Annotated in this window: 17 protein-coding genes and 3 pseudogenes; 6 read left to right on the top strand and 14 right to left on the bottom strand. The window is 49.1% G+C overall.

The genetic code is table 11. The features are described 5' to 3' along the window. A partial coding sequence (locus DS743_RS02710) for an amino acid--tRNA ligase-related protein (RefSeq protein ID WP_308239968.1) occupies positions 1–298 on the top strand: 298 nt, incomplete at its 5' end. Between the two features lie 71 nt (positions 299–369). On the opposite strand, the gene DS743_RS02705 is transcribed toward DS743_RS02710, so the two are convergent. The 11 genes and pseudogenes from DS743_RS02705 to DS743_RS02655 all read right to left on the bottom strand — a co-directional run bounded on the left by DS743_RS02705 (position 370) and on the right by DS743_RS02655 (position 14,925). Further along, positions 370–1,377: a LacI family DNA-binding transcriptional regulator gene (locus DS743_RS02705; protein WP_081369818.1), complete on the bottom strand. Its 1,008-nt coding sequence runs from the start codon at positions 1,375–1,377 to the stop codon at positions 370–372. A 48-nt stretch (positions 1,378–1,425) separates the two neighbouring features. Further along, entirely contained in the window at positions 1,426–4,449 is a 3,024-nt protein-coding gene (lacZ, locus tag DS743_RS02700) for a beta-galactosidase, LacZ type (RefSeq protein ID WP_035184544.1), read from the bottom strand. A gap of 3 nt (positions 4,450–4,452) precedes the next feature. After that, positions 4,453–6,336, bottom strand: a complete 1,884-nt coding sequence (locus DS743_RS02695; RefSeq protein WP_072544186.1) for a sugar MFS transporter — start codon at positions 6,334–6,336, stop codon at positions 4,453–4,455. A gap of 176 nt (positions 6,337–6,512) precedes the next feature. After that, positions 6,513–7,104 (bottom strand): annotated as a pseudogene (locus DS743_RS02690) (sugar O-acetyltransferase). Positions 7,105–7,354: 250 nt separating this feature from the next. Beyond that, positions 7,355–8,017 (bottom strand): annotated as a pseudogene (locus DS743_RS02685) (transposase family protein); the annotation flags it as partial. A 70-nt stretch (positions 8,018–8,087) separates the two neighbouring features. Next, on the bottom strand, positions 8,088–8,825 hold the full coding sequence (locus DS743_RS02680; RefSeq protein ID WP_035184548.1) for a carboxymuconolactone decarboxylase family protein: 738 nt from the start codon (positions 8,823–8,825) through the stop codon (positions 8,088–8,090). Beyond that, positions 8,818–9,348, bottom strand: a complete 531-nt coding sequence (locus DS743_RS02675; protein WP_013439645.1) for a MerR family transcriptional regulator — start codon at positions 9,346–9,348, stop codon at positions 8,818–8,820. Before DS743_RS02675 ends, DS743_RS02680 begins: the two co-directional genes overlap by 8 nt. 200 nt (positions 9,349–9,548) lie before the next feature. Beyond that, positions 9,549–10,526, bottom strand: a complete 978-nt coding sequence (locus tag DS743_RS02670; RefSeq protein WP_035184549.1) for a class III bacteriocin — start codon at positions 10,524–10,526, stop codon at positions 9,549–9,551. 330 nt (positions 10,527–10,856) lie between these two features. After that, positions 10,857–11,181: pseudogene (locus DS743_RS02665) on the bottom strand (DNA-3-methyladenine glycosylase I). A gap of 130 nt (positions 11,182–11,311) precedes the next feature. Further along, entirely contained in the window at positions 11,312–13,936 is a 2,625-nt protein-coding gene (locus tag DS743_RS02660) for a cation-translocating P-type ATPase (RefSeq protein WP_035184553.1), read from the bottom strand. 398 nt (positions 13,937–14,334) lie between these two features. After that, entirely contained in the window at positions 14,335–14,925 is a 591-nt protein-coding gene (locus tag DS743_RS02655) for a sugar O-acetyltransferase (RefSeq protein ID WP_035184555.1), read from the bottom strand. 208 nt (positions 14,926–15,133) lie between these two features. Here DS743_RS02655 and DS743_RS02650 point away from each other — a divergent pair, with 208 nt between their 5' ends. The 3 genes from DS743_RS02650 to DS743_RS02640 all read left to right on the top strand — a co-directional run bounded on the left by DS743_RS02650 (position 15,134) and on the right by DS743_RS02640 (position 16,841). Then, positions 15,134–15,970 carry a site-specific integrase gene (locus DS743_RS02650; RefSeq protein WP_003615263.1) on the top strand — a complete coding sequence of 279 codons (837 nt, stop codon included), beginning with the start codon at positions 15,134–15,136 and terminating at the stop codon, positions 15,968–15,970. 43 nt (positions 15,971–16,013) lie between these two features. After that, the gene (gene lepB, locus DS743_RS02645; RefSeq protein WP_035184557.1) at positions 16,014–16,580 is read left to right on the top strand and encodes a signal peptidase I; all 567 of its coding nucleotides are present in this window, start codon (positions 16,014–16,016) and stop codon (positions 16,578–16,580) included. Between the two features lie 69 nt (positions 16,581–16,649). After that, positions 16,650–16,841: an LBP_cg2779 family protein gene (locus tag DS743_RS02640; RefSeq protein WP_002878604.1), complete on the top strand. Its 192-nt coding sequence runs from the start codon at positions 16,650–16,652 to the stop codon at positions 16,839–16,841. A 386-nt stretch (positions 16,842–17,227) separates the two neighbouring features. Here DS743_RS02640 and pepT read toward each other — a convergent pair whose 3' ends face one another. From pepT to DS743_RS02625, 3 genes are read right to left on the bottom strand one after another with little or no spacing between them, the layout of a single operon-like run. Next, positions 17,228–18,466, bottom strand: coding sequence for a peptidase T (gene pepT / locus DS743_RS02635; protein ID WP_072544184.1), 1,239 nt, complete (start codon positions 18,464–18,466; stop codon positions 17,228–17,230). Between the two features lie 43 nt (positions 18,467–18,509). Further along, a complete protein-coding gene (locus DS743_RS02630) occupies positions 18,510–19,307 on the bottom strand; it encodes a Nif3-like dinuclear metal center hexameric protein (protein WP_013439661.1) in 798 nt (265 codons plus the stop codon). Beyond that, positions 19,300–19,992, bottom strand: coding sequence for a tRNA (adenine(22)-N(1))-methyltransferase (locus DS743_RS02625; protein WP_035184561.1), 693 nt, complete (start codon positions 19,990–19,992; stop codon positions 19,300–19,302). The genes DS743_RS02630 and DS743_RS02625 overlap by 8 nt, the downstream gene beginning before the upstream one ends. A gap of 145 nt (positions 19,993–20,137) precedes the next feature. On the opposite strand from DS743_RS02625, the gene DS743_RS02620 reads away from it, so the two are divergent. Together DS743_RS02620 and DS743_RS02615 are read left to right on the top strand one after the other, a co-directional pair. After that, on the top strand, positions 20,138–20,578 hold the full coding sequence (locus DS743_RS02620; RefSeq protein WP_002878612.1) for an 8-oxo-dGTP diphosphatase: 441 nt from the start codon (positions 20,138–20,140) through the stop codon (positions 20,576–20,578). Continuing rightward, positions 20,578–21,387, top strand: a complete 810-nt coding sequence (locus DS743_RS02615) for a M23 family metallopeptidase (protein ID WP_035184562.1) — start codon at positions 20,578–20,580, stop codon at positions 21,385–21,387. The genes DS743_RS02620 and DS743_RS02615 overlap by 1 nt, the downstream gene beginning before the upstream one ends. Positions 21,388–21,425: the final 38 nt, after the last annotated feature.

The following is a 21,425-nucleotide window of genomic DNA, read 5'->3' as shown; positions in this document are numbered from 1 at the left end:
GAACCCGGAAAACCCATTGACTTACCTCTGCGCCGACGTGGAAGCGCCAGAAGGCTACGGGGAAATCATGGGCGGATCAGAACGTGAAGCTGACTACGACACCTTGAAGGCGCAAATCGAAGAAGCGGGACTCAACTTGGACGACTACTCCTGGTACCTGGACCTGAGAAAGTACGGCAGCGTGCCACACTCCGGCTTCGGGATGGGCTTTGAACGGGTTATTGCCTGGATCTGCAAGCTGGACCACGTTCGTGAAGCTGTCCCATTCCCAAGAATGATCAATAGAATGCAGCCATAATATATACGAAAAACAGCTTGGAGAAAATCAATCTCCAAGCTATTTCTTTGCTGTTATTATGCTCTATGCCCTTATGCTTTTGGGCAAGATTCCCGGTAAACGAGTTTTGTTGGGAAAGTGACCTTGTAAGTGCCGGCTTCATCATCATCCAGCAGGTCTTTCATGACCTTGACGCTGGCCCGGCCCATCTGCTGGGTTTCAACATGTACGCTGGTCAAAGCCGGGTTGGCAAATTCTGCCGCGGTCGTGTCGTTAAAGGAAATCAGACTGACCTCTTCTGGGACTTTGATCCCGGCTTCTTTAAAGGCCTTCAGGGCACCGATGGCCATGGCATCATTGGCCGCGATCAAGGCTTCCGGGAAGGATCCGGACTTAAGTGCATCTTTAATGGCTTCATAGCCAGACTGAGGGGTGAAGTTTCCAACATAGACTAAGTCCAGGTCGTACTGGCCGCGGGCCGCGAGGCTCTTCTTATAATCGCGGAAGCGGAAGTCGACCAAGTTGTTTTTATCAAAATTACTGTCCAAATCACCATCCAAAAGGGCGATCCGCTCCCTGCCCTGCCCCCAGAAGACCTCTAGCGCCTCCTGCATGGCCTGGCCAAAGTCAGCCACAACTGAGCAGTAACCCAATTTTAAGGTGTCAGTATCGACAAAGACCAGGGGCAGGCCAGACTTTTTGACTTCATTCAAGCGGTCTGGCGAATACTGCTGGTAGCCAATCATGATGATCCCGCTTAAAGCAGCTGGATCGGGCAAAGGATCAGCCGGATAAATGACCTGGCTTTCAAGTCCCTGCTTCTTGGCCTCTGCTTGCGCGCTGGTTCTGATTGAATAGTAATAGAGGTCCTTGATCTCCTGGTCTTGGTCACACCACAGGCAGATCGCCAGGCGCTTTTGCTTGCTCTTTCTGGTCTTCCGGCTCTTATGGTAGTGCATGGCTTCAGCAGTTTCAAATATCTTCTGCCGGGTTGCCTCATTGACTGACAGGGTCTGGTCATAGTTCAAGACCCGGGAAACCGTCGCTGGCGACACGCCGGCTGCCTTGGCCACTTCTCTGATCGTTGCCATCTTCCTCACTCGCTTTGCTTTTACTAAAATTTCATCCTGTTAAGTCAATTGTAGCATTTATTTTAGTAAAAGGGGCTGAATCACCAGGCGGAGCTGGCGGGCTTTTTGGGCATCCAGGCAGAATTCCGGGTGGACCTTCTGCCCCCAGGAGTCATCCCCGCCGACCCCCATCTGGGCGCTTAAGGCTCTAACCCAAGTGTAATTGTTAGTCAGTTCAAAAGCGTGGTCCGCTGCTTCAATTTGGGCGGCAGAATATGGCAAAGCAGACAAGTTCAAGTCTGCCCCATTGGCCGTAAATTCCAAGCCGCCCTTTTCATCAAAGAGCTGGTACCAGCGAACCTTGCTCCGGTTGCCCGTTTCCTGCGGACGCAGGTATGGGCTAAAGTTCTTTTTTACCGCTCCCTGGTAGAGGCCCAGGTAATTACCTTCCAAGCGGTCTGGGTAGCTCTCATTAGGTCCCAGACCATAGTAGCGGTAATCGGTCAGTTCTTTTGGCAGGGCCAGGTTCAAGCCAAAGGCTGGCAAGAGACCGGCTTCTTCCGCGCCTGGGAAGTCAGCTGTTACAGCAATCTTGCCCCGTCCATCGACTTCATAGGTCACGGTTAAATCACCCTTTAAGGCGACAGGCAACGTAAAGGCAGTCTTGACCAAAACGGAGTCTTCCTTGATCTCGTAGCTGATGTCTTTCAAGCGGGCATACTTGCCGGCATTTTCCCACCGGGCCAGGTCATAGCCGTAACCAGCTCCCCGGTCGTTGTCCGTCAGGGCCCGCCAGAAGGTAAATTCCGGCAGCCGCTTCAAGTATTCCCTACCGGCATACTTGAGGGAAACCGGCCAGCCCTTGGCCTTGGAGAAGAGAATTTGGAAGTTATTTCCTTTCAGGCCTAGGTTGAAGTCGGAATCAACTAAATCTGGCCGCCCTTCCGGCTTAAATTCCGGCAGCTTTTGAGCTGCTTCTTCTGCTTCAGCCACAGTGAAGCCCTCATCCGCCCAAGGCAAGTCTTCTTTTAAGTGGGCCGTTACCTGGTAGACGACCTCCCCTTTTTCATCAGCGACTTCCGGCCAAGGCAGGGCAAAGGTCCCGGATTCGCCAGGCTCCAGGCCAAAGGTCAGAGGCCGGCTCTGGCAGGTCAACTTGCCATCGACCAAAAGACTAGTCAAGAAGTAGTAAGATGAGCTGTTGGTAAATAAATTGTCGTTTTTGAGGAAGAGCTGCCCATCTTTTACTTCTAACTTAAGGTTGGCGTAAAGGGCCTTGACATTAGCCAGTTTCGGCGATTCAGTCCGGTCAGCAAAGACCAGTCCGTCCCCGCAGAATTCATAGTCGGTTGGCCGGTCATCGAAGTCGCCCCCATAAAGCAGGTGCCCGTCTTTTTCCAGTCCTTGGTCAATCCAGTCCCAGATGAAGCCGCCCTGGTAGTGGGGGTATTTTTCCAGGGCCGTGTAGGCGGCCAGGTCACCGACGGAGTTGCCCATGGCGTGAGCGTATTCAACTGAGATAAATGGCTTGGCTGGTTTATTGGTCAAGTATTCTTCAATTACCTTGGCCGGAGCATACATCCGGCTTTCAATCTGGGTGGCGTCGTCAAACTTCCGGTTGTGGGTCACCCCTTCATAGTGCTGAACCCGGGTCGGATCAGCCTTCCGGACGTAATCAGCCATTTGGGCAAAGACAGTGCCGGCGTAAGACTCATTGCCTAAAGACCAGATCAGGATTGAAGCATGGTTCTTGTCCCGAGCCATCATGTTCTTCACCCGGGATAAGCTGGCTCCCAGCCAATGCTGGTCATCGCCTGGAACATTGAAGCTAGGATCTTCGTGCCCCACTTTTTCCCAGGTGCCGTGGCTTTCCAGGTTAGCTTCATCAATGACGTAAAGGCCGTACTTGTCACAGAGCCGGTAAAAGAGGGACTGGTTCGGGTAGTGAGAGCAGCGGACAGCATTGATGTTGCTTCGCTTCATGGTCTTGATGTCCCAGATCATATCCTCTTCCGTGATAGCCCGGCCCAACTTACTGTCAAATTCGTGCCGGTTGACCCCCTTGAAGACGATCCGCTGGCCGTTAAGGTACATAATCCCGTCTTTTAGTTCAAAGTTGCGGAAACCCACTTCCTGCCGGCTAACCTCTAAGAGGCTGCCTGCCTGGTATAAATACAGGCGGACCTGGTAAAGGTTAGGCTTTTCCGCGCTCCAGGCAGCTACTGGCAAATCAGCCAGAGTGAATTCCAGCTGCTCGCTTCTGATTGGGCCCAGCTTTTCAGCAACCAAGTCACCTTCACTATCCCGCACTTCCAGCTTAAAGCTGGCATTTGGCAAGCGGTAGGCAATATTGGCTTCGACTTCCAGCTTTCCTTTTTGGTAGTTATCGGTCAAGCTGGCCGTAAGCTTAAGGTCCTCCAAGTGCAGAAGCGGCTTGGCCTGAAGAGTCACTGATCTGAACAAACCAGACAGGCGCCAGAAGTCCTGGTCTTCCAGCCAGGAGGCGGAAGAATACTTGTAAAGGGCCACTGCCAGGCGGTTATTTTCTTTCTTGAGGAACTTGGTAACCATAAACTCGCTTGGGGTAAAGGAGTCTTCCCCGTAGCCGACGAAGTGGCCGTTCAGCCAGACATAGATGGCTGTTGCCGCCCCGGCAAACTTCAAGCTGACTTCCTTGTCCCAGAAAGCTTCATCCAGGTCAAAGTATCTGACATAAGAAGCGAGCGGATTTTTGCTTGGAACTTGGGGCGGGAAGATCTCCTCACTGCCGTCCCATGGATATTGGATGTTGACATACTGGGGCTGGCCAAAGCCTTGCAGTTCCAGGTTGCCTGGAACTTTGACTGACTTAAAATTGCTATCGTCAAAGTCTTCTGCATAGAAGTTGACTGGTCCCTGGCCGTTTTCAGCGTAGTCAATCAGCCAGTTCCCGTCCAGGGACTGCACTAAACTGGACTTGCCCTCCTCCAGTTCTTCCTGGCTTTGGAAGGACTCATGGTCGGAGTGCGGGGGAATTGTATTGACTTCGTAAACTTCCGGGTCAGTCAGCCAGGCCAGGTCTGCCTGGTCAACTCTTTTTTCTTTTACTAGCTTATTGCTCATTTTCTAATTCTTCCCTTCTAACTTGAATACATCATCCAGGGCTTGGACGCTGTGGCCGATCGGCAAGAGCAGCTGGCTATTTGCGAAAGTTTCGCTGTTGATGACGGTCACGACTACCGTGTCGTCCAGCTTGGCCTGCTTGATCACCGGGTCCCAGAATTCCAGGATCTCCTGGCCGGCTTCTACCTGGCTGCCCTCTTCAACATAGCTGACAAAGCCAGTCCCGTTTAATTTGACCGTGCCCAGGCCAATGTGAATCAAGACCAAGACCCCATGTTCATTTTCCAGGACGATCGAGTGCCGGGTCTTGGCCAGCTGGCGGACAGTACCGGCAAATGGCGCGTAGACCTTACCGTCTGCTGGCACCAGGGCAAAGCCGTCGCCTAACTTTTTGTCGGCAAAGACCGGGTCGTCAACCATGTCCAGGCTCATTAATTGCCCGGAGACTGGGCTGGCCAAAGTGAAGCTTTCAGCTTGCGCCGGCTTTTGAGCATGGCTTTGGCCGAATTGAGCTTCCAGCTGGTCGACGATTTCGGCGTGCTTTTCTTCAGTCAAGAGGACCTTTTTGGCGAAAATAGAAACAGCGATCAAGAGCATGACTGCCGGGAAGGCAAACATAGCTAACTTGAAGACCATCTGGCCATGAGCGGTAATTGTTGAGGCAGTCGCCCCAGTGGTCATGCCGGCAGTTACGGCAATCAAGGAAACAAACCAGTTGGACAAGGCCCCGCCCAGCTTGTCGACCAATGGCCGGACAGACAGGGTCAAAGCTTCGTCTCTGTGGCCAGTTTTCAGCTGGCCGTATTCAACTGCGTCAGAGATGATCATCAAAACGACCAGGAAGGTCAAAGGCTGCGGAATAAAGAAGAGTTCCGCCCCGACCAAAGACAAGGCTAAGGAACCGCTGGCAAGCGAGAAGACACCGATCCCTAAAAGCATTACAGCGATGCAGGCGTAGAAGAGGCGCTTTCTGTTGAACTTCTTGGCCAGTGATGGGAAGAAGGATACAGAGATTAAACCGACAAAGGTGTTGATGGTGTAAAGCAGGCTGTAGCCGTGGGCATCGCCTAAGATGTATGAAAAGTAGTAAAGTTGCAGAGCGTTCAAGGTGTTGACACCCAGGCCGTAGAACCAGTAGGCAAAGGCCAGCCAGAGGAGCTGGTCGTTTTGCCCCAGGACCTTAAAGACCTGCTTCAAAGTGGTCTTTTCCTTGCTTTCCCGCAGGGCGGATTTTACTTCGTGAGTACCAAGACCAACGGCAATTGAGGTCAAGATGCTGACAATGGCCACGATCAAGGCAAAGAAGAACCAGCCCTGCTTATCCCCGTTGGGGTTGGCCTTGCTGGCCGAGAAGAAGAGGACGATTGGGGTGATGACTACCCCGACCAGGTTGGCCCCGATGGTGGAGCCGACTCTGGCGAAGGTGGAGGTCTTCTCTCTTTCCCGGGAGTCCAGGGACAAGGCCGGGATCATGGCCCAGAAGCCAGTGTCTTTAAATGAGTAGAAGATATCCATAATCAAGTAAACAATACCGAAGATTACTAAGTAAACAACGGGGTTGCTTTGGTTAAGGCCGCCAAAGTCGGTAAAGAGGGCTAAGAGGGCTAATGAGCTGATGATCCCCCCGCCCACAACCCAGGGCTTGAACTTCCCCCACCGGCTTTCGGTCCGGTCGATGGCGTTACCGATCAAGGGGTCGATCAGGACTTCCCCGATCCGGATGGCGGCGATCAAGTTGGTGATGATAAAGATCATCTTGTGGTCACTGGCATTAAAGAGGTGGGTGGTGACGAAGACGATAAAGTAGGTTGACAGAGTCGCGTAGAAGACGTCGTTGCCAAAGGCACCGGCCGCGTACGACAAGCGTGAGACATGCTTTTTCTTCATGATTTTCTCCTTTAGGTGTGCTAACTTGTTTACGCTTACAGTATAGACTTGTTTACTAAACAAATCAAGATTTTTACCAAAATACTTTTAGTAAACAAAAAATGACTCTTTTTTCAAAGAGTCATTTCCTGCTATTTACTTGTCTGCCTAAATTCTTTACTGATTATGCTTATCTCTTACTTCTTCCAGTTTAAGTCACTGTTTTTATCAGCTTCAGTGATTTCCCGGATAACCCGGCAAGGATTGCCAGCGGCTACGGAGTTGGCCGGGACATCTTTAACAACGACGCTGCCGGCGCCGATCACGGAATTGTCACCGATTGTGACGCCAGGCACCACCCGGACTCCCCCGCCGATCCAGACGTTATTGCCAACAGTAATCGGGTAGGCATATTCCAGGCCGGTATTTCTTCTGGGCCGCGTCCAACGGGTGGCCGGAGGTGTAGAAGCTGCAGTCAGGGCCGATGAAGACATTGTCACCAAAGGTCACTCCCCCAGCATCCAGGACGGTCAAATTATGGTTGGCGTAGAAGTTGTCGCCTACTTTAATATTCCAGCCATAGTCGCACCAGAAGTTGGGTTCGATGTGGCAGTTTTCCCCGCTTTGGCCCAGGATTTCCTTTAAGAGTTCCTTCTTTTCTGCTCCAGACGGCAATTGGTTGTAGCGGAGGCACTTGGCCTTGCAGGCCGTCAGTTCTGTCACCAGTTCTTCGTCTTGACCTGGATTATAGACCTGACCTGCCAGCATTTTTTCTTTCTCAGTCCTCATATTTGACCTCCAATCTATCTTTTTTCATCTTTCAAGTCCTTGATCTTTTCAATAAATTCTGTCATCTGTTATACCTAAAGCTAGATTTTACCATTTTACCGACTATTTAGGTAGGTTTGCAATGTCAATCACTATAGCAAAGATTTCACCACTTCGGGCTTTTTAAAAACTTTTTGAAGAAAAAATAGGCTAGCTTGTGATGTGACCCCCAAAATTGGGACAATTTAGTATTACGCCGTTAAGGTTGTTAAATCTCTTTGATTCTATCCATCAGTTTCTGGTTACCAGAATCCTTATCAAGCTTATGGGTTTGGTAGTAGTAGTTACTTCTTGAGATATGAGGCAATCCAAGGTTGGCATTGATAACGTTGATAATGTACTTAACGCTAAGCCGCAATTCTTGCCTTAATTCATTGATTGCACGAGCTAATTCTTCTTTTCTTGGCTCTTGCGTTCTTGAATTAAGGCCTCCAATTTTTTTATGTATGCAAGCTCGACTGTAAGCCTCTTTACCTGCTCTTCCAGTTCTTTGATCCGCTGCTTGTCCTTGCTTTTGGGCATTCTTGGGTGGTCTACCTTTCTTCTTGGTAATGACAGTATACCCGTTTTCTTTAAAAGAGCGAAGCCAATTTGCAAGAATGCCTGTATTTGTAAGTCCTAAGTCTAGAGAAACCTGTCTAAGTGCTTCACCGCCTAGCAGAACTCTATCAATGGCATCAAGCTTGAAATCAGCAGTATATTTCTGTTGAGGGCGATCCAGAATATCTTCACCATGTTTTTGAATCAAGTCCACCAAATACCGGATTTCTCCACGCCCCATCCCATACTTCCGCCTAAGGTAGGTGCCTCTTCTGTGATCGTCTACCCATTCGCGGTAGATAGCAAGTTTGATTTCTTTAGTGTATTTAGTCATGAAAATAACCCCCGAAATTAGTGTCCTAATTTCGGGGGTCATATCAATTCTTCGATTCTTTTTTTAAAAACTAGTCTAATGTGTTGTAAAAGTCTTCATCAACTTGTTCTAGCCATTCGTTTGATAAATCTTCGCCTGGAATCATGAAAGCCAAGTGGCTGAACCAGCTATTCTTGCTTGCCCCATGCCAGTGCTTGGCGCCTGCTGGAACTTCTACGATGGTGCCAGGCAGGATCTTAATTGGGTCTTGGCCTTCAATTTGGCACCATCCTTCCCCTTCAACCCCGATCAAGACTTGGCCGCCACCCTTAGAAGCGTGGTGGATGTGCCAGTGATTGATGCAGCCTGGTTCAAAGGTGACATTGTGGATTTGGAGTGGATCGTCTTCCTTAGTCACTGGGTTAAGGTAAGAGTTGCCAGTAAAGTATTGCGCAAAGCCGTCGTTCGGCTCACCCATCCCGAAGAAGCCGCCGTGACCGGACCTTTCGTCATCTCCGTAAACTTCTTTGGCCATGTTAAAGGCAGCCCAAGCATTTGGCCAGCCGGCGTAAAAGGCAAGATGGGTCAAGATTTCCGCCATTTCGCTCTTAGAAACGCCATTCTTTTTGGCGGTCATTAGATGGTACTTGAGAGAGCTGTCGGTAATCCCCTTGCTGATGAGGGCAGTGATAGTAACGATACTCCGGGTCTTAAGTGGCAATTGCCCTTCTCTTGACCAAACTTCCCCAAATAAGACGTCGTCATTTAACTCTGCGAATTTTGGCGCGAATTCACCTAATTGATCTCTACCTGCAGTTTGTTTAACCATTGTCTTGGTTCCTTTCTTTCATCAATTCCTTGACATCCAGCTTTTCTGGTACCTCTTCGATATCGTCAATGCTAGGGTTCCTTTTTTCAAGGAGTGGCCTCTCGCTGCCTAGTTTCAGGGCAGTTTCGTAATACCATTCCTTGTAGTCTAGTTCCTTCATGTAGTAGTTGAGCTGGTCAATCTGGTCTAAGACCAACTGGCGCTGGTCCTTAATTAACTGGTAACGCTCATTGATGGTCTTGTCGCCTTCCTGCGCCAGCTTAGCGTACTCCTTGATCCGCCGGATTGGCATCCCCGTATTTTTCAGGCAGGTCAAGACTTTTAGCCAGCGGAAGTCTTTAACTTCAAAAATCCGGATGCCGTTGACCCGCTTGATATTAGGCAAAAGGCCTTCTTTGTCATAGTAGCGGAGGGTTGACGGAGCGACGTTCATCAATTCCGCCACTTGGGAGATGGTAAAAGTCTTCTCTTCTTGCCCCTGCTTTGTCTTAGTTTCTTCAGTTGGCTTTTTTTCTTCCGCCATCTTTATCACCTCAAATCTTTAAACAGGTTGACACCGGCAATCAGCCGGCTCATTCTGTATGCGACCAGCTGCTTTACTTGTATTTGTTTTCGCTTACAAGCATAAGATAACACTTAAAGTTAACTTTAAGTCAAGGGGTTGATATAACCCCCAAAATTAGTATCCTAATTTCGGGGGCCATATCATTTCGAAGCTTTTTTCTATAAACCGCTAATACGGTAGATCCGATTTTTCAAAGTCGTATCATTATCTTTGGCATGGTAGGCCACTGTTAGGTAAAGGTCACCAGACTCACTTACCTGTATTCCTTCAAATTCGGTCGCAAAGCCAAACTGGTCAATGACTTTTTCGCGATCTAGGTCAGCCACCGACCACTTTTTACTATCAGCTTCACACCAAGGAATCTTGACGATCTCGCGGGGGCTTTGCTGTTTATAGTGGCCAAAAAGGCCGGGCTTAGGACTAGGCTGGCTGGAGACGTAGATGTTGGCGTCGTTGTCGATGGCGTAGCCCTGGATGGACTTGAGGGGATACTGGTTGAAGTGCGGGATGGTAAAAGCACCAAGGCACGGGATGTCTTCAATGTTGACATTGGCATGGCTGGCTTCAGCCTCGTCCATTTTTTCCTGGATCAAATTATTATCGTAGATGGCAAAGTGACCTACATGATTGAGATCAATCGTGGCGACTAGGAAAGTTTGCAGGTCTGGTGAAACAGCAGCTTCCATTCGCTCATACAATTTTCCCTCGTATTGGACGCTTCCATCGCCATAGGTCGCCCCCGCCCGGTTTAGGTGGGACAGGCGGACCATCTGGGTATTAGAGTCATGCTGAATGGGGTAGACATCTAGGTCTACCCGGGCAATTTGGATGTCCCAGAGGGTATGGCCGGATTTTTGGTGCTTGGTGCCAATGTACCACTTGTGGCCGCTTCCGCTATAGGTAAAAGTCTGCGTGTGGCCACCCGCCTTGTCGGTTAGATAGACATGCGGAAAATGCGGGTCAAAGTAGACCTTTTTCCCGCGGGCATTGCCATGGTAGACCGCGATGTCAGTCTGCTTATGGAGCAGCTGCAAGGCGTAAACGGATTCGCCATCGACGTAAGCTACCTGAACCACGACATGGTGAAGATTTTCTAATTCATATAATAAGCTGACTTTTACTTCTTTTTTGATCATCTTTTTGCATCTTACTTTTTAGTATAGGCTTCTTTTTGGAAAAAGGTAAATATCTAGTGATGATGATCCCCCAAACTTTCTTAGCCAAAGGCTTTTGGACAAAATAATCCCCCCAACCTTTATTAGCAAAAATACCAAAAAGATTATGCAATGTTTATTGCATGATCTTTTTGCGACTATATTAACAATTCTTGATCTTCTTGGCAGCTTCAAGTCCGGCAATTCGCCCGGAGTTGACGGCAAAGCCCATATTAAAAAAAGTAACAGGGATGACGCCGACAGCATTTAGAAGAAAAGAAAAATGACATCCAGAATTGATGTCATTTTTGACTACTCAACTACTTCACTAGGATAATGTTCGATCAAATATTCCCGTCTTGGGCAATCCGCGTCATGGTCATTGTTCAAACCGCATGCCTGCAAATAAGAATACATCACCACCGGACCAACAAATTTAAAGCCCCGCTTTTTCAAGTCTTTCGACAATTTTTGCGCTAGATCATTAGTAGCCAGCACCTCTTTTAGGTGGCTTTCATAAACCAGGCTTTGCCCATCCGTATACTGCCAGAGATGCTGTTTGCATAAGTCTGTCAAAATAATTCTGCTTATATTTGGCAATTTTCCGGTAATCATACTGGTCTAGAACTATCCGCATGGCTTCTCGCCGGTCCAGCATTAAGGAAAAACTCAAGCCGCACTGCATGACCTCTAAAAAAGACACCGAACTGAACTCATTCGATGTCTTTTTATAAATATTTAATAGTCAATATTAATTATTATGCTAATTAGTTCTTTTCACGAATCACTTTCACTGCCTGAATAACCACCGTTGGCAAGAATGCCAGCAAGGCAATCATCCCGACCTGACCTCCTGCAAGCGGCGTTACCGTAAACAGGCTGTGGAGACTTGGGACAAACAGGATCAAGCTCAATAATAAGCTGCCAGCCACAAAGGCAGCCAAGCTGTACCAGTTATTTTTAAAGCCAATCTTGAAGATGCTGTGCTCTGACCGGCAGTTGAAGCCGTGAAAGAGACGTGCAAAAGTCAAGGTTGAAAAGGCCATGGTGCAGGCTACAGCAGAGCTGGTCTTCAGGCCAATCAAGAAGGCCGCAATAACGCTGACCGCGATCAAGGCACCTTGCACAGCTACCCTAGTTACCATCTGCTTGTTCAAGATCCCTTCCTTAGGGTCACGCGGTGGCCGGTTCAAGATATCGTTAGCCCCGGGTTCCATCCCAATCGCCAGGGCTGGCAGAGAGTCGGTTACCAGGTTGATAAAGAGCAGCTGAACGGCCATAAATGGCACTGGCAAGCCCGCAATTGAGGCAAAGAGCACCGTAATGATGGCTGACAGGTTGCCGGACAAGAGATACATCACGGCATTTTTGATATTTTCGTAAACCGTCCGGCCGTTGGCCACGGCCTTGATGATAGTCGCGAAGTTGTCGTCAGCCAAGATCATGCTGGAGGCATCCTTAGAAACTTCGGTCCCGGTAATCCCCATGGCCACCCCGATGTCCGCCTTCTTCAAGGCTGGGGCGTCGTTCACCCCGTCACCAGTCATAGATACGATCTTACCCTTTCTTTGCCAGGCGTCAACGATCCGGATTTTGTTTTCAGGAGAAACTCGGGCGTAAACGGAGATTTTTTCAATCTTATCGTCCAGTTCTTTATCGCTCATGGCGTCAAGTTCTAAGCCAGTTACTGCCAGGTCGCCCTCTGCAAAAATTCCGATTTTCTTAGCAATCGCAACAGCCGTCACCTTGTGGTCACCAGTGATCATCACCGTCTTAATGCCGGCCTTCTTAGCTTGGGCAACGGCAGCGACACTTTCTGGTCGTGGTGGGTCCATTTCAGAAATGAGACCGATGAAAATCAAGCCGTTTTCGGCATCTAGGTTTAGCTCTTCGTCACTTTCCTTGTAGGCAAAGGCCAAAACCCGCAAGCCGTTTTCAGAAAAGGCTTGGTTTTGGTCCAGGATCTGCTGCTTGGCTTCTGTCGTCATCGGCTTGATTTCATCACCGATCCGGTAGCTGACGCAGCGGTCTAAGAGAACGTCCACCGCCCCCTTGGTAAAGATGGTTGGTACCGTGTGGATCAGGTGCTTGGTGGACATGAGCTTGCGGTCTGAGTCAAACGGTACTTCTTCTTGCCGGTCCAAAAAGTCCCGCAAATCGTCCTCGCTTAAGGCAATTTGGTCATCCCCCATGTCGATGCCTGGTACCTGGCGGTACATTTCTAAGAGTGCATATTCAGTTGGGTCACCAATCCCCTTACCATCTGCTTGTAGGCGGGAGTCGTTGTTTAAAACTACGTCGTACAAAAGATAGCGGTGGAGCTGGTTGTCAAGGCTCAACTCGTTAGGCTGTAAGACTTCTCCGCCAATGTAGATATCTTGGACGGTCATCTTGTTTTGGGTCAAAGTCCCTGTCTTATCAGAGGCAATGACGGAAACTGAGCCCAAGGACTCAACCGCAGCCAAATTTTTAATAATGGCGTGCTGCTTGGCCATCTTTTGGGTCCCCATGGCTTGCACGATGGTGACGATTGAGGAAAGTGCTTCTGGAATAGCGGCCACCGCTAAGGCTACGGCAAAGAGCAAGGCATCCATGAGCGGCTGCCCTCTCCAGATTTGGAGGCCAAAGACCACCAAGCAGATTAACAAGATGGCAGTAGCTAATTTTGATGAAAACTTGTCTAGGGACTGCTGGAGAGGGGTCTTCTTTTCCTTGGTGTCGTTCATCAACTTGGCAATCTTGCCGATTTCAGTACCCATCCCGGTGCCAGTCACTAAGACATTGGCCCGGCCGTAAGTCACCAGAGAACTGGAATAGACCATATTGAGCCGGTCACCCAGGGGCCGTTCTTGGTCAAAATCTATGTCGGCCTTGTCAATATTGGTTGATTCCCCGGTCAAGGAGCTTTCGTTGACTTGCAAAGAAAAGTTGTCCAAGATTCGCCCGTCAGCAGTAACCAAGTCCCCGGCTTCAAGAACCAAGATATCGCCTGGCACCAGCTTTTTCGAATCAATTTCCACCTTTTGCCCATCGCGCAAGACCTTGGCGCTTGGTGAAGACAGTGATTTCAAGCTTTCCAGCGACTTCTCGGCCTTTACATGCTGGACAGTCCCCAAGACCGCATTCAAAATCAAAACGGCGATGATGACAATGGTGCTTTCCGCATCCCCGGTAAAGGCCGAAATCAAGGCGGCGATGATCAAGATGATAACCATCAGGTCTTTGAACTGGTCTAAGAAAACCTGGAAAACGGTCTTTTTCTTCCCTTCTACCAGGGCATTTTCCCCATATTTGGCTAAACGTTCCTTGGCTTCATCGCTACTCAAACCATTAGGGCTTGCCTTGAATTCCTTCAAGACCTCGTCTTTACTTTGTAGATAAAAATCCTTCAAAAAATGCCTCCTAATCTGCCCGGCAATAAAAAAGAGACTATTGCTAGGCTAAAAAAGTCTATACAATAGTCTCACCATTTAAACTCACAGCGGAAATTACTTTCGAGCTTGACGCCATGAGTGCACCTGTAATGCCGGTTACTCCCTACGCATATTTGTATGATAGGCTATAGTTTATCTGATTTTCACCTTGCTTGCAAGTCTTTTGCAAAAAATTATAAATGATACTGCTAATAATCACAAACGTGAAGACTGCTATGAGCATCACTCTTGGTCTTTCTACGACCGACTGACCCAAATGCAAAAATGTCATATAATTATTACCTCCTAAAAAGACAAAAACGACTCATTGCTGTTTACAAAGAGTCGTTTGCTTCTTATGTTCTTTTTACTGTCTTTTACTTTTTCCAGTTCAAGTCACTATTTGCATCATCGTCAGTGACTTCCCGGATAACCCGGCATGGGTTGCCGGCGGCCACGCAGTTGGCTGGGATGTCCTTAACAACGACGCTGCCAGCACCAATGACGGAGTTGTCACCGATAGAGATGCCAGGCACCACCCGGACTCCCCCGCCGATCCAGACATTGTTGCCAACAGTGATCGGGTAGGCATATTCCAGTCCCGTATTTCTTCTTTCCGCATCAAGCGGGTGACCGGAAGTGTAGAAGCCGCAGTCAGGACCGATAAAGACATTGTCGCCAAAGGTCACCCCGCCTGCATCCAGGACAGTCAAGTTGTGGTTGGCGTAGAAGTTGTTGCCAACCTTGATATTCCAGCCATAGTCGCACCAGAAATTTGGTTCGATATGACAGTTCTCTCCGCTTTGACCCAAGATCTCTTTTAAGAGCTCCTTCTTTTCAGCAGCAGTCGTCAATTGGTTGTAGCGGAGGCACTTGGCCTTGCAGGCAGCTAGTTCAGCCATCAGTTCTTCGTCTTGACCAGGATTATAGACCTGACCCGCTAGCATTTTTTCTTTCTCAGTCTTCATATCTGACCTCCAATCTATCTTTTTTCATCTTTAATGCCAATTTGCTTCAATTTTACTGGTTTTTCTGCCAGAAAGTTAATCCAGCAATATCTTAAGTCAGAGACCTTTTGCTAACAAGTTTTTTGGGGCGCGGCGTAGCCGCGTTTGTATGTTATAATTATTGTAGTAACAATTAGGATACTAACAGACAAAAAGAAAGGAGCCGATTATGTATCCCCACCAGGAAGGTTTTGAGAATTGGTGCCGGGGTCCGCAAAGACTCAGCCCCAAGTCAATTGAGAACGCCGATTACTGTTTGGACCACTTCTTTACCTATGCAGAAGTGAATTTCCCATCCAGTGACGTTAATGAAATCACGGCCAGCAATGTCCGTGACTACCTGCAGCAGTTGGCGACTAAGGAAAATTTGCAGGTCACGACCGTCAACAAGTATGTCTCCTACATTAAAAAGTACTTCTACTACCTGGCCCTGGCTGGAATTACCCCAAGCTATCGTTTACTAGACCTCAAGGGCTACTCTTTTGAGCGGCGGAAGACCTATGTAATCGACTGGCCAGAGCATTTGCCTGCCCTCATCCCCTATGTCAAGCAGCCGGTGACTCTCTGGCTGCTGCAGCTTTTTGCCCTGGGCTATCAGGCTAAGGAACTCTTAGGGATTCGCTATAGCGAGGTGAAAGACAATTTGGGCGAGATGACTGACTACCTGACTGGCACACTTTCCTTTGAAAAGGACCCGGATCCTTATATTTTCGCCTCCAGGTCCGGTGAACCATATGCCAGTACCAACAACATCATGCAGCTGGTCAAGACCGACAAGGATCTCCTCTCCCCCATGCCAATCACTCTAACCAATCTCCGCCTCTCTTATGTCTATTCCTTGATCAGCCAGCAGAAGTATTCTGACAAGGAACTCCTGGAGATTTTCCGCTGCCCGCCAAAGCGTCTGGCCTACTACCAGTACAACGCTGCCCAGTGTAATCTCATTCCATTTTCTGAAGAGATGCTAAAAAAGGCCGGCCCGAACGCCGCCCCTGCAAGAAAATAGGCTATAATAAGTTAATAGTCAGTAAAAGGAGATTTTTTATCAAATGAAGAAAAAGAATAAGCAAGCAGCTGAAGAAGAAAGCTGGGGTAAATTTTTTCGGGACGTCCTGGTCATGTTCCTGGTCTTTGTCTCAATTTATTATGTTGTCTTCTCCTTCTTCTTAGCCAATGAAGTGGTGTCTGGCCCGTCCATGCAACCGACCTTTGAAGACGGCGACCGTTTGATTGCTGTGCGCCACTTCACTCCTAAGAGAAATGACGTTGTCATCATCAAGGCGCCGGACCAGGCAAACGCCATGTACATCAAGCGGGTGATCGGGCTGCCAGGCGACACGGTTCAGTCCAAGAACGACGTCCTCTACATCAACGGCAAGAAGACGGACCAGCAATACTTGAACAACAAGTACAAAAAGGCTGACCATTTAGCCGGGGTCTACTACACCAGCAACTTCAAGGTCAAGCTGAAGAAGAACCAATACTGGGTCATGGGTGACCACCGGGACGTTTCAAAGGACTCCCGCTACTTCGGCCCAATCAAGCGGAGCAATATCTTGAGCAAGGTAGTTCTGCGCTACTGGCCAGTTACCCAGATCAGCAGCGACTTTTACTAAAAAATTCTGAAGCTCCCTCAACAACTTTTCAAAAAATGGTAAAATACGGTTATTAAGGAGTGAAGATCAATGAAACCAGAAGAACTTTCGGATGCAATCATCGAATTTCAGAGCAAGCACGCTGTGAGCGATACTACCCTGGCCTTTGCCAGCCACCTCTCAGTGGAAAAGGTGCACGCCATGAAGCAAGGGCGGGGCAACTTTACCAGCGATGAAATCAACCAGATGTTGGACTATCTCCAGAGCTATCTCCAGAGCTAAATGTAAGCAACCGGGCCAAACGGCCCGGTTTTCTTTTGCCCTTTTTTCTCTGCTTTTCCCCTCTCTCATTTCTTTTTATCACTTCATTGTTTCACGATAACCATTTTACATTTTGCATAAAGTTTAAAATAGTAAGAAGCTTGTTATGTAAAGGACAACGGCTACTATTTCTTAACAGCTGCCATTTTTATCATTTAACTTTAACCCGCTATCGCAAGCGATAAAGCTTGCTATTACAGCATTTCTCTTTCTAGCTCTGTAAGCCTTTTTCTCCGATTTTTGTTCCACGGTCTCTTTTTACCCTATCCCCGGCCAAGTTATTCACAGACAAAAAATAAGAGCCACCCTAGAGCAGCTCTTATCCTTTATATTTAAGTTATCTTGTCTTACTTGTTCCGTTCAGCTTGCAGTTCAGCCATCTTGATCATGACGTCAACAGCCTTCCACATTGATTCCAGAACCGTGTATTCGTAGCGGCCGTGCATGTTTTCTTCCCCGGCAAAGAGGTTCGGGCATGGCAGACCCATGTAAGTCAGTTGTGACCCGTCCGTACCCCCTCTGACTGGTTCTTCATTGATTTCAGTCAAGCCGCAGGCTCTGTAAGCATCCCGGGCCAGGTCAATGATTTCCATGTGCTTGGCCAGTTCATCAGCCATGTTGTAGTACTGGTCCCACATCTTCAGCTTGATTCTTTCCCCATACTTGGCGTTGAGTTCAGCCACCTTTTCCTTGACCAGGTTCTTCCGGGCTTCCAGGCCGTCGCGCTTGAAGTCACGGATGATGTAGGCCAGGTGGGCGTTGTCAACCGTACCAGAGAAGTCCATCAAGTGGTAGAAGCCTTCTTCGCCTTCAGTCTTTTCCGGCACTTCGTCTTGCGGCAGGGAGTTCTGGAAGTCAATCCCGACTTGAATGGCGTTGATCATCTGTCCCTTGGCTACAGCTGGGTGCACGTTAACGCCTTGGATGTCCAGTTCAAACTGAGCTGCTGAGAAGGTCCCCCAGTCCAGCTTGCCCGGGCCCTCCCCGTCAACCGTAAAGGCAAAGGCAGCGTTGAAGTCTTCCACGTCAAAATGCTGAGCACCAGTGCCGATTTCTTCGTCTGGCGTGAAGCCCAGGCGGATTTCCCCGTGCTTGATTTCCGGGTGAGCCAGGAGGTATTCAGCAAAGGTGACCAGTTCGGCATTCCCGCACTTGTCGTCCCCGCCCAAAAGAGTATCACCGGAAGCAGAGATAATGGTCTGCCCCTTGTACTTCTTCAAGTTCGGGAAGACGGCCGGGTCCAGGTAGAATTCGCTGTCGCCCAATTGGATCTTGCTTTCCCCGTCGTAGTTTTCAGTAATCTGCGGCTTAACGTTTTCTGAATTGAAATCAGCCGTGTCGCAGTGAGCCAAGAAGCCCATAACCGGCACGTCCCAGTCAACGTTGGAAGGAATAGTTGCGATGACCGTACCAGCCTTTTCATTGTAGTGAACGTCACTTAAGCCCAGTTCTTCCAGTTCCTTCATGACGACCATTTGGTAGTCCACTTCTCTTTGGGTGGATGGGAAGCGGTCAGCATGTTCATCTGACCGGGAGTTGATCTTGACGTACTTCAAAAATCTTGGCAGCAAAGTTGGGTATTCCATCTTTTTCTCCTTATTCTTTACATAAACAAAAATATTTCACTTACTAAAAAATGTTCTGGAAGGGATCGGTTGATTCAGCGCTGATTAAACACTCTACGCTCCAGCCCTCTTCCTTCTGCCAGGCACTGAGCCGTTTGGCAGCTTCATACTTGAAGAGCTTCTCCGTATAGTGGCCCGGATCAACTACTACCAAGCCTGATGAAATCATGTCATGGCCAGTGTGGTAGTAGACGTCACCGGTGATGTAGGCGTCGCATTTGTCAGCTAAGGCCTGTTTCCAGAACTTGTTCCCGTCCCCGCAGACGAAGGCAACAGTTTCCACCATTTTATCCTGGTCAGCGCAGATCAGGCGAACCATGTCCACCCCCATCTTTTCCTTGACGTAGTGGGCAAAGTCGATCGCCTTCATTGCTTCTGGCAGGCGGCCCTTGCGGCCAATGGCGATGCCGTCCTCGTCTGGGGCAAAGCCGGTTACGTCCAAAAGGCCAAGTTCTTCAGCCTGCCAGTCGCTTGACCCGTCCTGGGCCTTGTCGGAATTAGTATGAATGGAGTAAACGGTGATGCCGTTAGCAATTATCTTGGCGTACATGGCCTTTTGTGGGTCGCTGTAGTCCAAGTTGTTAACCGGACGGAAGATCAAGGGGTGGTGGCTGACGATGAGGTCAGCACCTCTCCTGATGGCTTCATCAACCACATTTGGCCGGACGTCTAAAGTCACCAGGATCTTGTGGACTGGTGCTTCCAGGCTGCCGATCTGCAGGCCGACCGGGTCACCGGCACTGGCGATACTTTCCGGGAAAGCTTCATTCAGTTTAGCTACAATGTCTTTTACTTTAGTCATTTTCCCCACCTAATTCTGTCTTGATCATAGCCAGCAAGTTTTCGACTTCCTTGATCCGGGTCAGGTCCTTTTCCCGAGCCTTGTTGAGGTTAGCCAGCAGCTTTTGGTAGTAGGCTTCCTGTCCCTGCCACTTCTTATAGAAAACATCAGTCTTGTTCTTTAAGAGCAAGGGACCAAATTCCTGCTCGCGGACAGTCAATTCGTGAACCTGGTCAGTTAAACGGGCCTTGATCAGCTCATAGATGTGGCCTGCTTCATAGACGATGTCTTCAGCGACGATCTCGTACTTGTTGGCCATCAGCCAACGGCGGACGGTGTTTTCCCCAATATTGGCTTCAAGGACCAGGCTTGGGTAGTAAATGCCCCGGGAGGCGGCTTCAGAGAGCAGGTTGACCATCAATTTGCCGCCCATGCCGGCGATGACGACCGTATCGATTTGGTCGCTTTCCTTAATGGTTTCCAAGCCTGAACCCAGCCGGGTTTCAATCTGGTCAGAAAGTCCCGCGGCGGCGATGTCCGTTTTCGCATTCTCTAAGGGGCCAGCCGCAACGTCACTGGCGATAGCGTGGCTGATCTTGCCGCTCTTTACCAGGAGGATCGGCAGGTAGGCGTGGTCGGTGCCGATATCGGCCAGGCGGCTGCCTGGATCAACCATCTCGGCAAGTCTGTTAAGTCTTAAATTCATTAGTAAAACGCTCCTTTATCCAAAAGTAAATTCTATCATATGCCAGCCAGCAAAAGACAGTTTCTGCAAAGAAATAATCCACGTGCTATAATTAATTGTATTTTTGTCAGCCTTTTTAGATAACAGGAGGAAAGAAAGACAAGACATGGACCGGACGGAGCCTACTACTTTAACTAATATGTGCATGATCGTGGACAAAGACCGGGTTCTGACGATCGACCGGGAGGACCCGGTTTGGCCAGGCCTGGCTTTTCCAGGCGGCCATATTGAAAAGCATGAGTCATTTCATGATTCAGTCATTCGCGAGGTCAAGGAAGAGACCAACCTGGACATAGTCAGTCCCCGCCTGGTCGGCTTCAAGCAGTTTTTTGACAAGCTGGACCGGCGTTACCTGGTCTTCTTCTACCGGGCCGACCAGTTCTCAGGAAGTCTCCACGCTTCAAGGGAAGGCAAACTGGAATGGGTCAAGATCAGCGATTTACCTAAGCGGCAGTTAGCCTACAACTTTGACCGAGACCTGGAAGTCTTTTTAAAGAGTGACCTTGATGAGCATGTATTGTTGGACAAGAAGGACTTTTTATATTAATGAGCAAGAAAAAGAAAAATAATAAGAAGAGCAAGCGGATTTGGGGCGGAGTCGTGACGGTGGCACTTTTTGCTGCCCTCTTCGCTTTCGCGGGCGTGTATATCAAGAATTATCCAGTGGAAAAGGATGTCAAGCTGGGCTCCACCCAGCCTAAGGCCTTGAAGGTCAAGAAGACGGTAGCTGAAAAGGACATCTGGGGCTATCCATTCGCCAAGTGCTACACCAAGAAGATCAAATACCTGTCGGGCCAGCGCTATGGGAAGACCGACGTCTGCCGGCGGGTCTACCCGAAGAAGTCCTACTTCCATGACGGCTGGGACTTTGGCTGGAGCGAGGTCGGCAACAAGGCGGCTGTTTTGGCTATTCACCCGGGGACTGTGAAGAAAGTTGCCTACTGCACGGGTCTAGGCTGGTACATCTGGGTCGTTTCTCCAGACGGCTATGTTGAAGTCTACCAGGAAGGTTTCGCCAACCGGTCAGATATTACGGTTAAGGCCGGTCAGAAGGTCAAGCTGGGCGATAAGCTCGGCCGGCTGACTGACTCCCACCTGCACCTGGGGATCACCAAGACCAGCGCTGACTACATCAGCAAGCACGGTCACCCTTACAAGAACTACTGGCGGGACAACGACACCTGGCTGAACCCGATGAAGGTGATTACTGACAGCTTGCAGCTGCAAGAGGATGTTAAGGAATACAACGCTAAGGCAGCCAGCTACAACGAGAAGCTGGCTGCTAAGAAGAAAAAGCTGAAGGTGGAAGAAAGCAAGCACCCGAATTCAAAAACATATCCAATGCTATTCAGGTGAATAGCATTAAACACATTCTTGTCCTCTAGCCGAAGCTG

Origin of the sequence: Lactobacillus leichmannii, assembly GCF_024701915.1 — a bacterium.
In the GTDB taxonomy this organism is placed as follows: domain Bacteria; phylum Bacillota; class Bacilli; order Lactobacillales; family Lactobacillaceae; genus Lactobacillus; species Lactobacillus delbrueckii.
The sequence above is the reverse complement of the archived record's forward strand: the minus strand, read 5'-3'. Positions and strand labels throughout refer to the sequence as shown.

Bases quoted from the DNA above. Each gene is read 5' to 3' on its own strand.
- lacZ (WP_035184544.1), bottom strand. From the start codon at position 4,449: ATGAGCAATAAGCTAGTAAAAGAAAAAAGAGTTGACCAGGCAGACCTG.
- DS743_RS02695 (WP_072544186.1), bottom strand. From the start codon at position 6,336: ATGAAGAAAAAGCATGTCTCACGCTTGTCGTACGCGGCCGGTGCCTTT.
- DS743_RS02680 (WP_035184548.1), bottom strand. From the start codon at position 8,825: ATGGTTAAACAAACTGCAGGTAGAGATCAATTAGGTGAATTCGCGCCA.
- DS743_RS02675 (WP_013439645.1), bottom strand. From the start codon at position 9,348: ATGGCGGAAGAAAAAAAGCCAACTGAAGAAACTAAGACAAAGCAGGGG.
- DS743_RS02670 (WP_035184549.1), bottom strand. From the start codon at position 10,526: ATGATCAAAAAAGAAGTAAAAGTCAGCTTATTATATGAATTAGAAAAT.
- DS743_RS02655 (WP_035184555.1), bottom strand. From the start codon at position 14,925: ATGAAGACTGAGAAAGAAAAAATGCTAGCGGGTCAGGTCTATAATCCT.
- DS743_RS02650 (WP_003615263.1), top strand. From the start codon at position 15,134: ATGTATCCCCACCAGGAAGGTTTTGAGAATTGGTGCCGGGGTCCGCAA.
- lepB (WP_035184557.1), top strand. From the start codon at position 16,014: ATGAAGAAAAAGAATAAGCAAGCAGCTGAAGAAGAAAGCTGGGGTAAA.
- DS743_RS02640 (WP_002878604.1), top strand. From the start codon at position 16,650: ATGAAACCAGAAGAACTTTCGGATGCAATCATCGAATTTCAGAGCAAG.
- pepT (WP_072544184.1), bottom strand. From the start codon at position 18,466: ATGGAATACCCAACTTTGCTGCCAAGATTTTTGAAGTACGTCAAGATC.
- DS743_RS02630 (WP_013439661.1), bottom strand. From the start codon at position 19,307: ATGACTAAAGTAAAAGACATTGTAGCTAAACTGAATGAAGCTTTCCCG.
- DS743_RS02625 (WP_035184561.1), bottom strand. From the start codon at position 19,992: ATGAATTTAAGACTTAACAGACTTGCCGAGATGGTTGATCCAGGCAGC.
- DS743_RS02620 (WP_002878612.1), top strand. From the start codon at position 20,138: ATGGACCGGACGGAGCCTACTACTTTAACTAATATGTGCATGATCGTG.
- DS743_RS02615 (WP_035184562.1), top strand. From the start codon at position 20,578: ATGAGCAAGAAAAAGAAAAATAATAAGAAGAGCAAGCGGATTTGGGGC.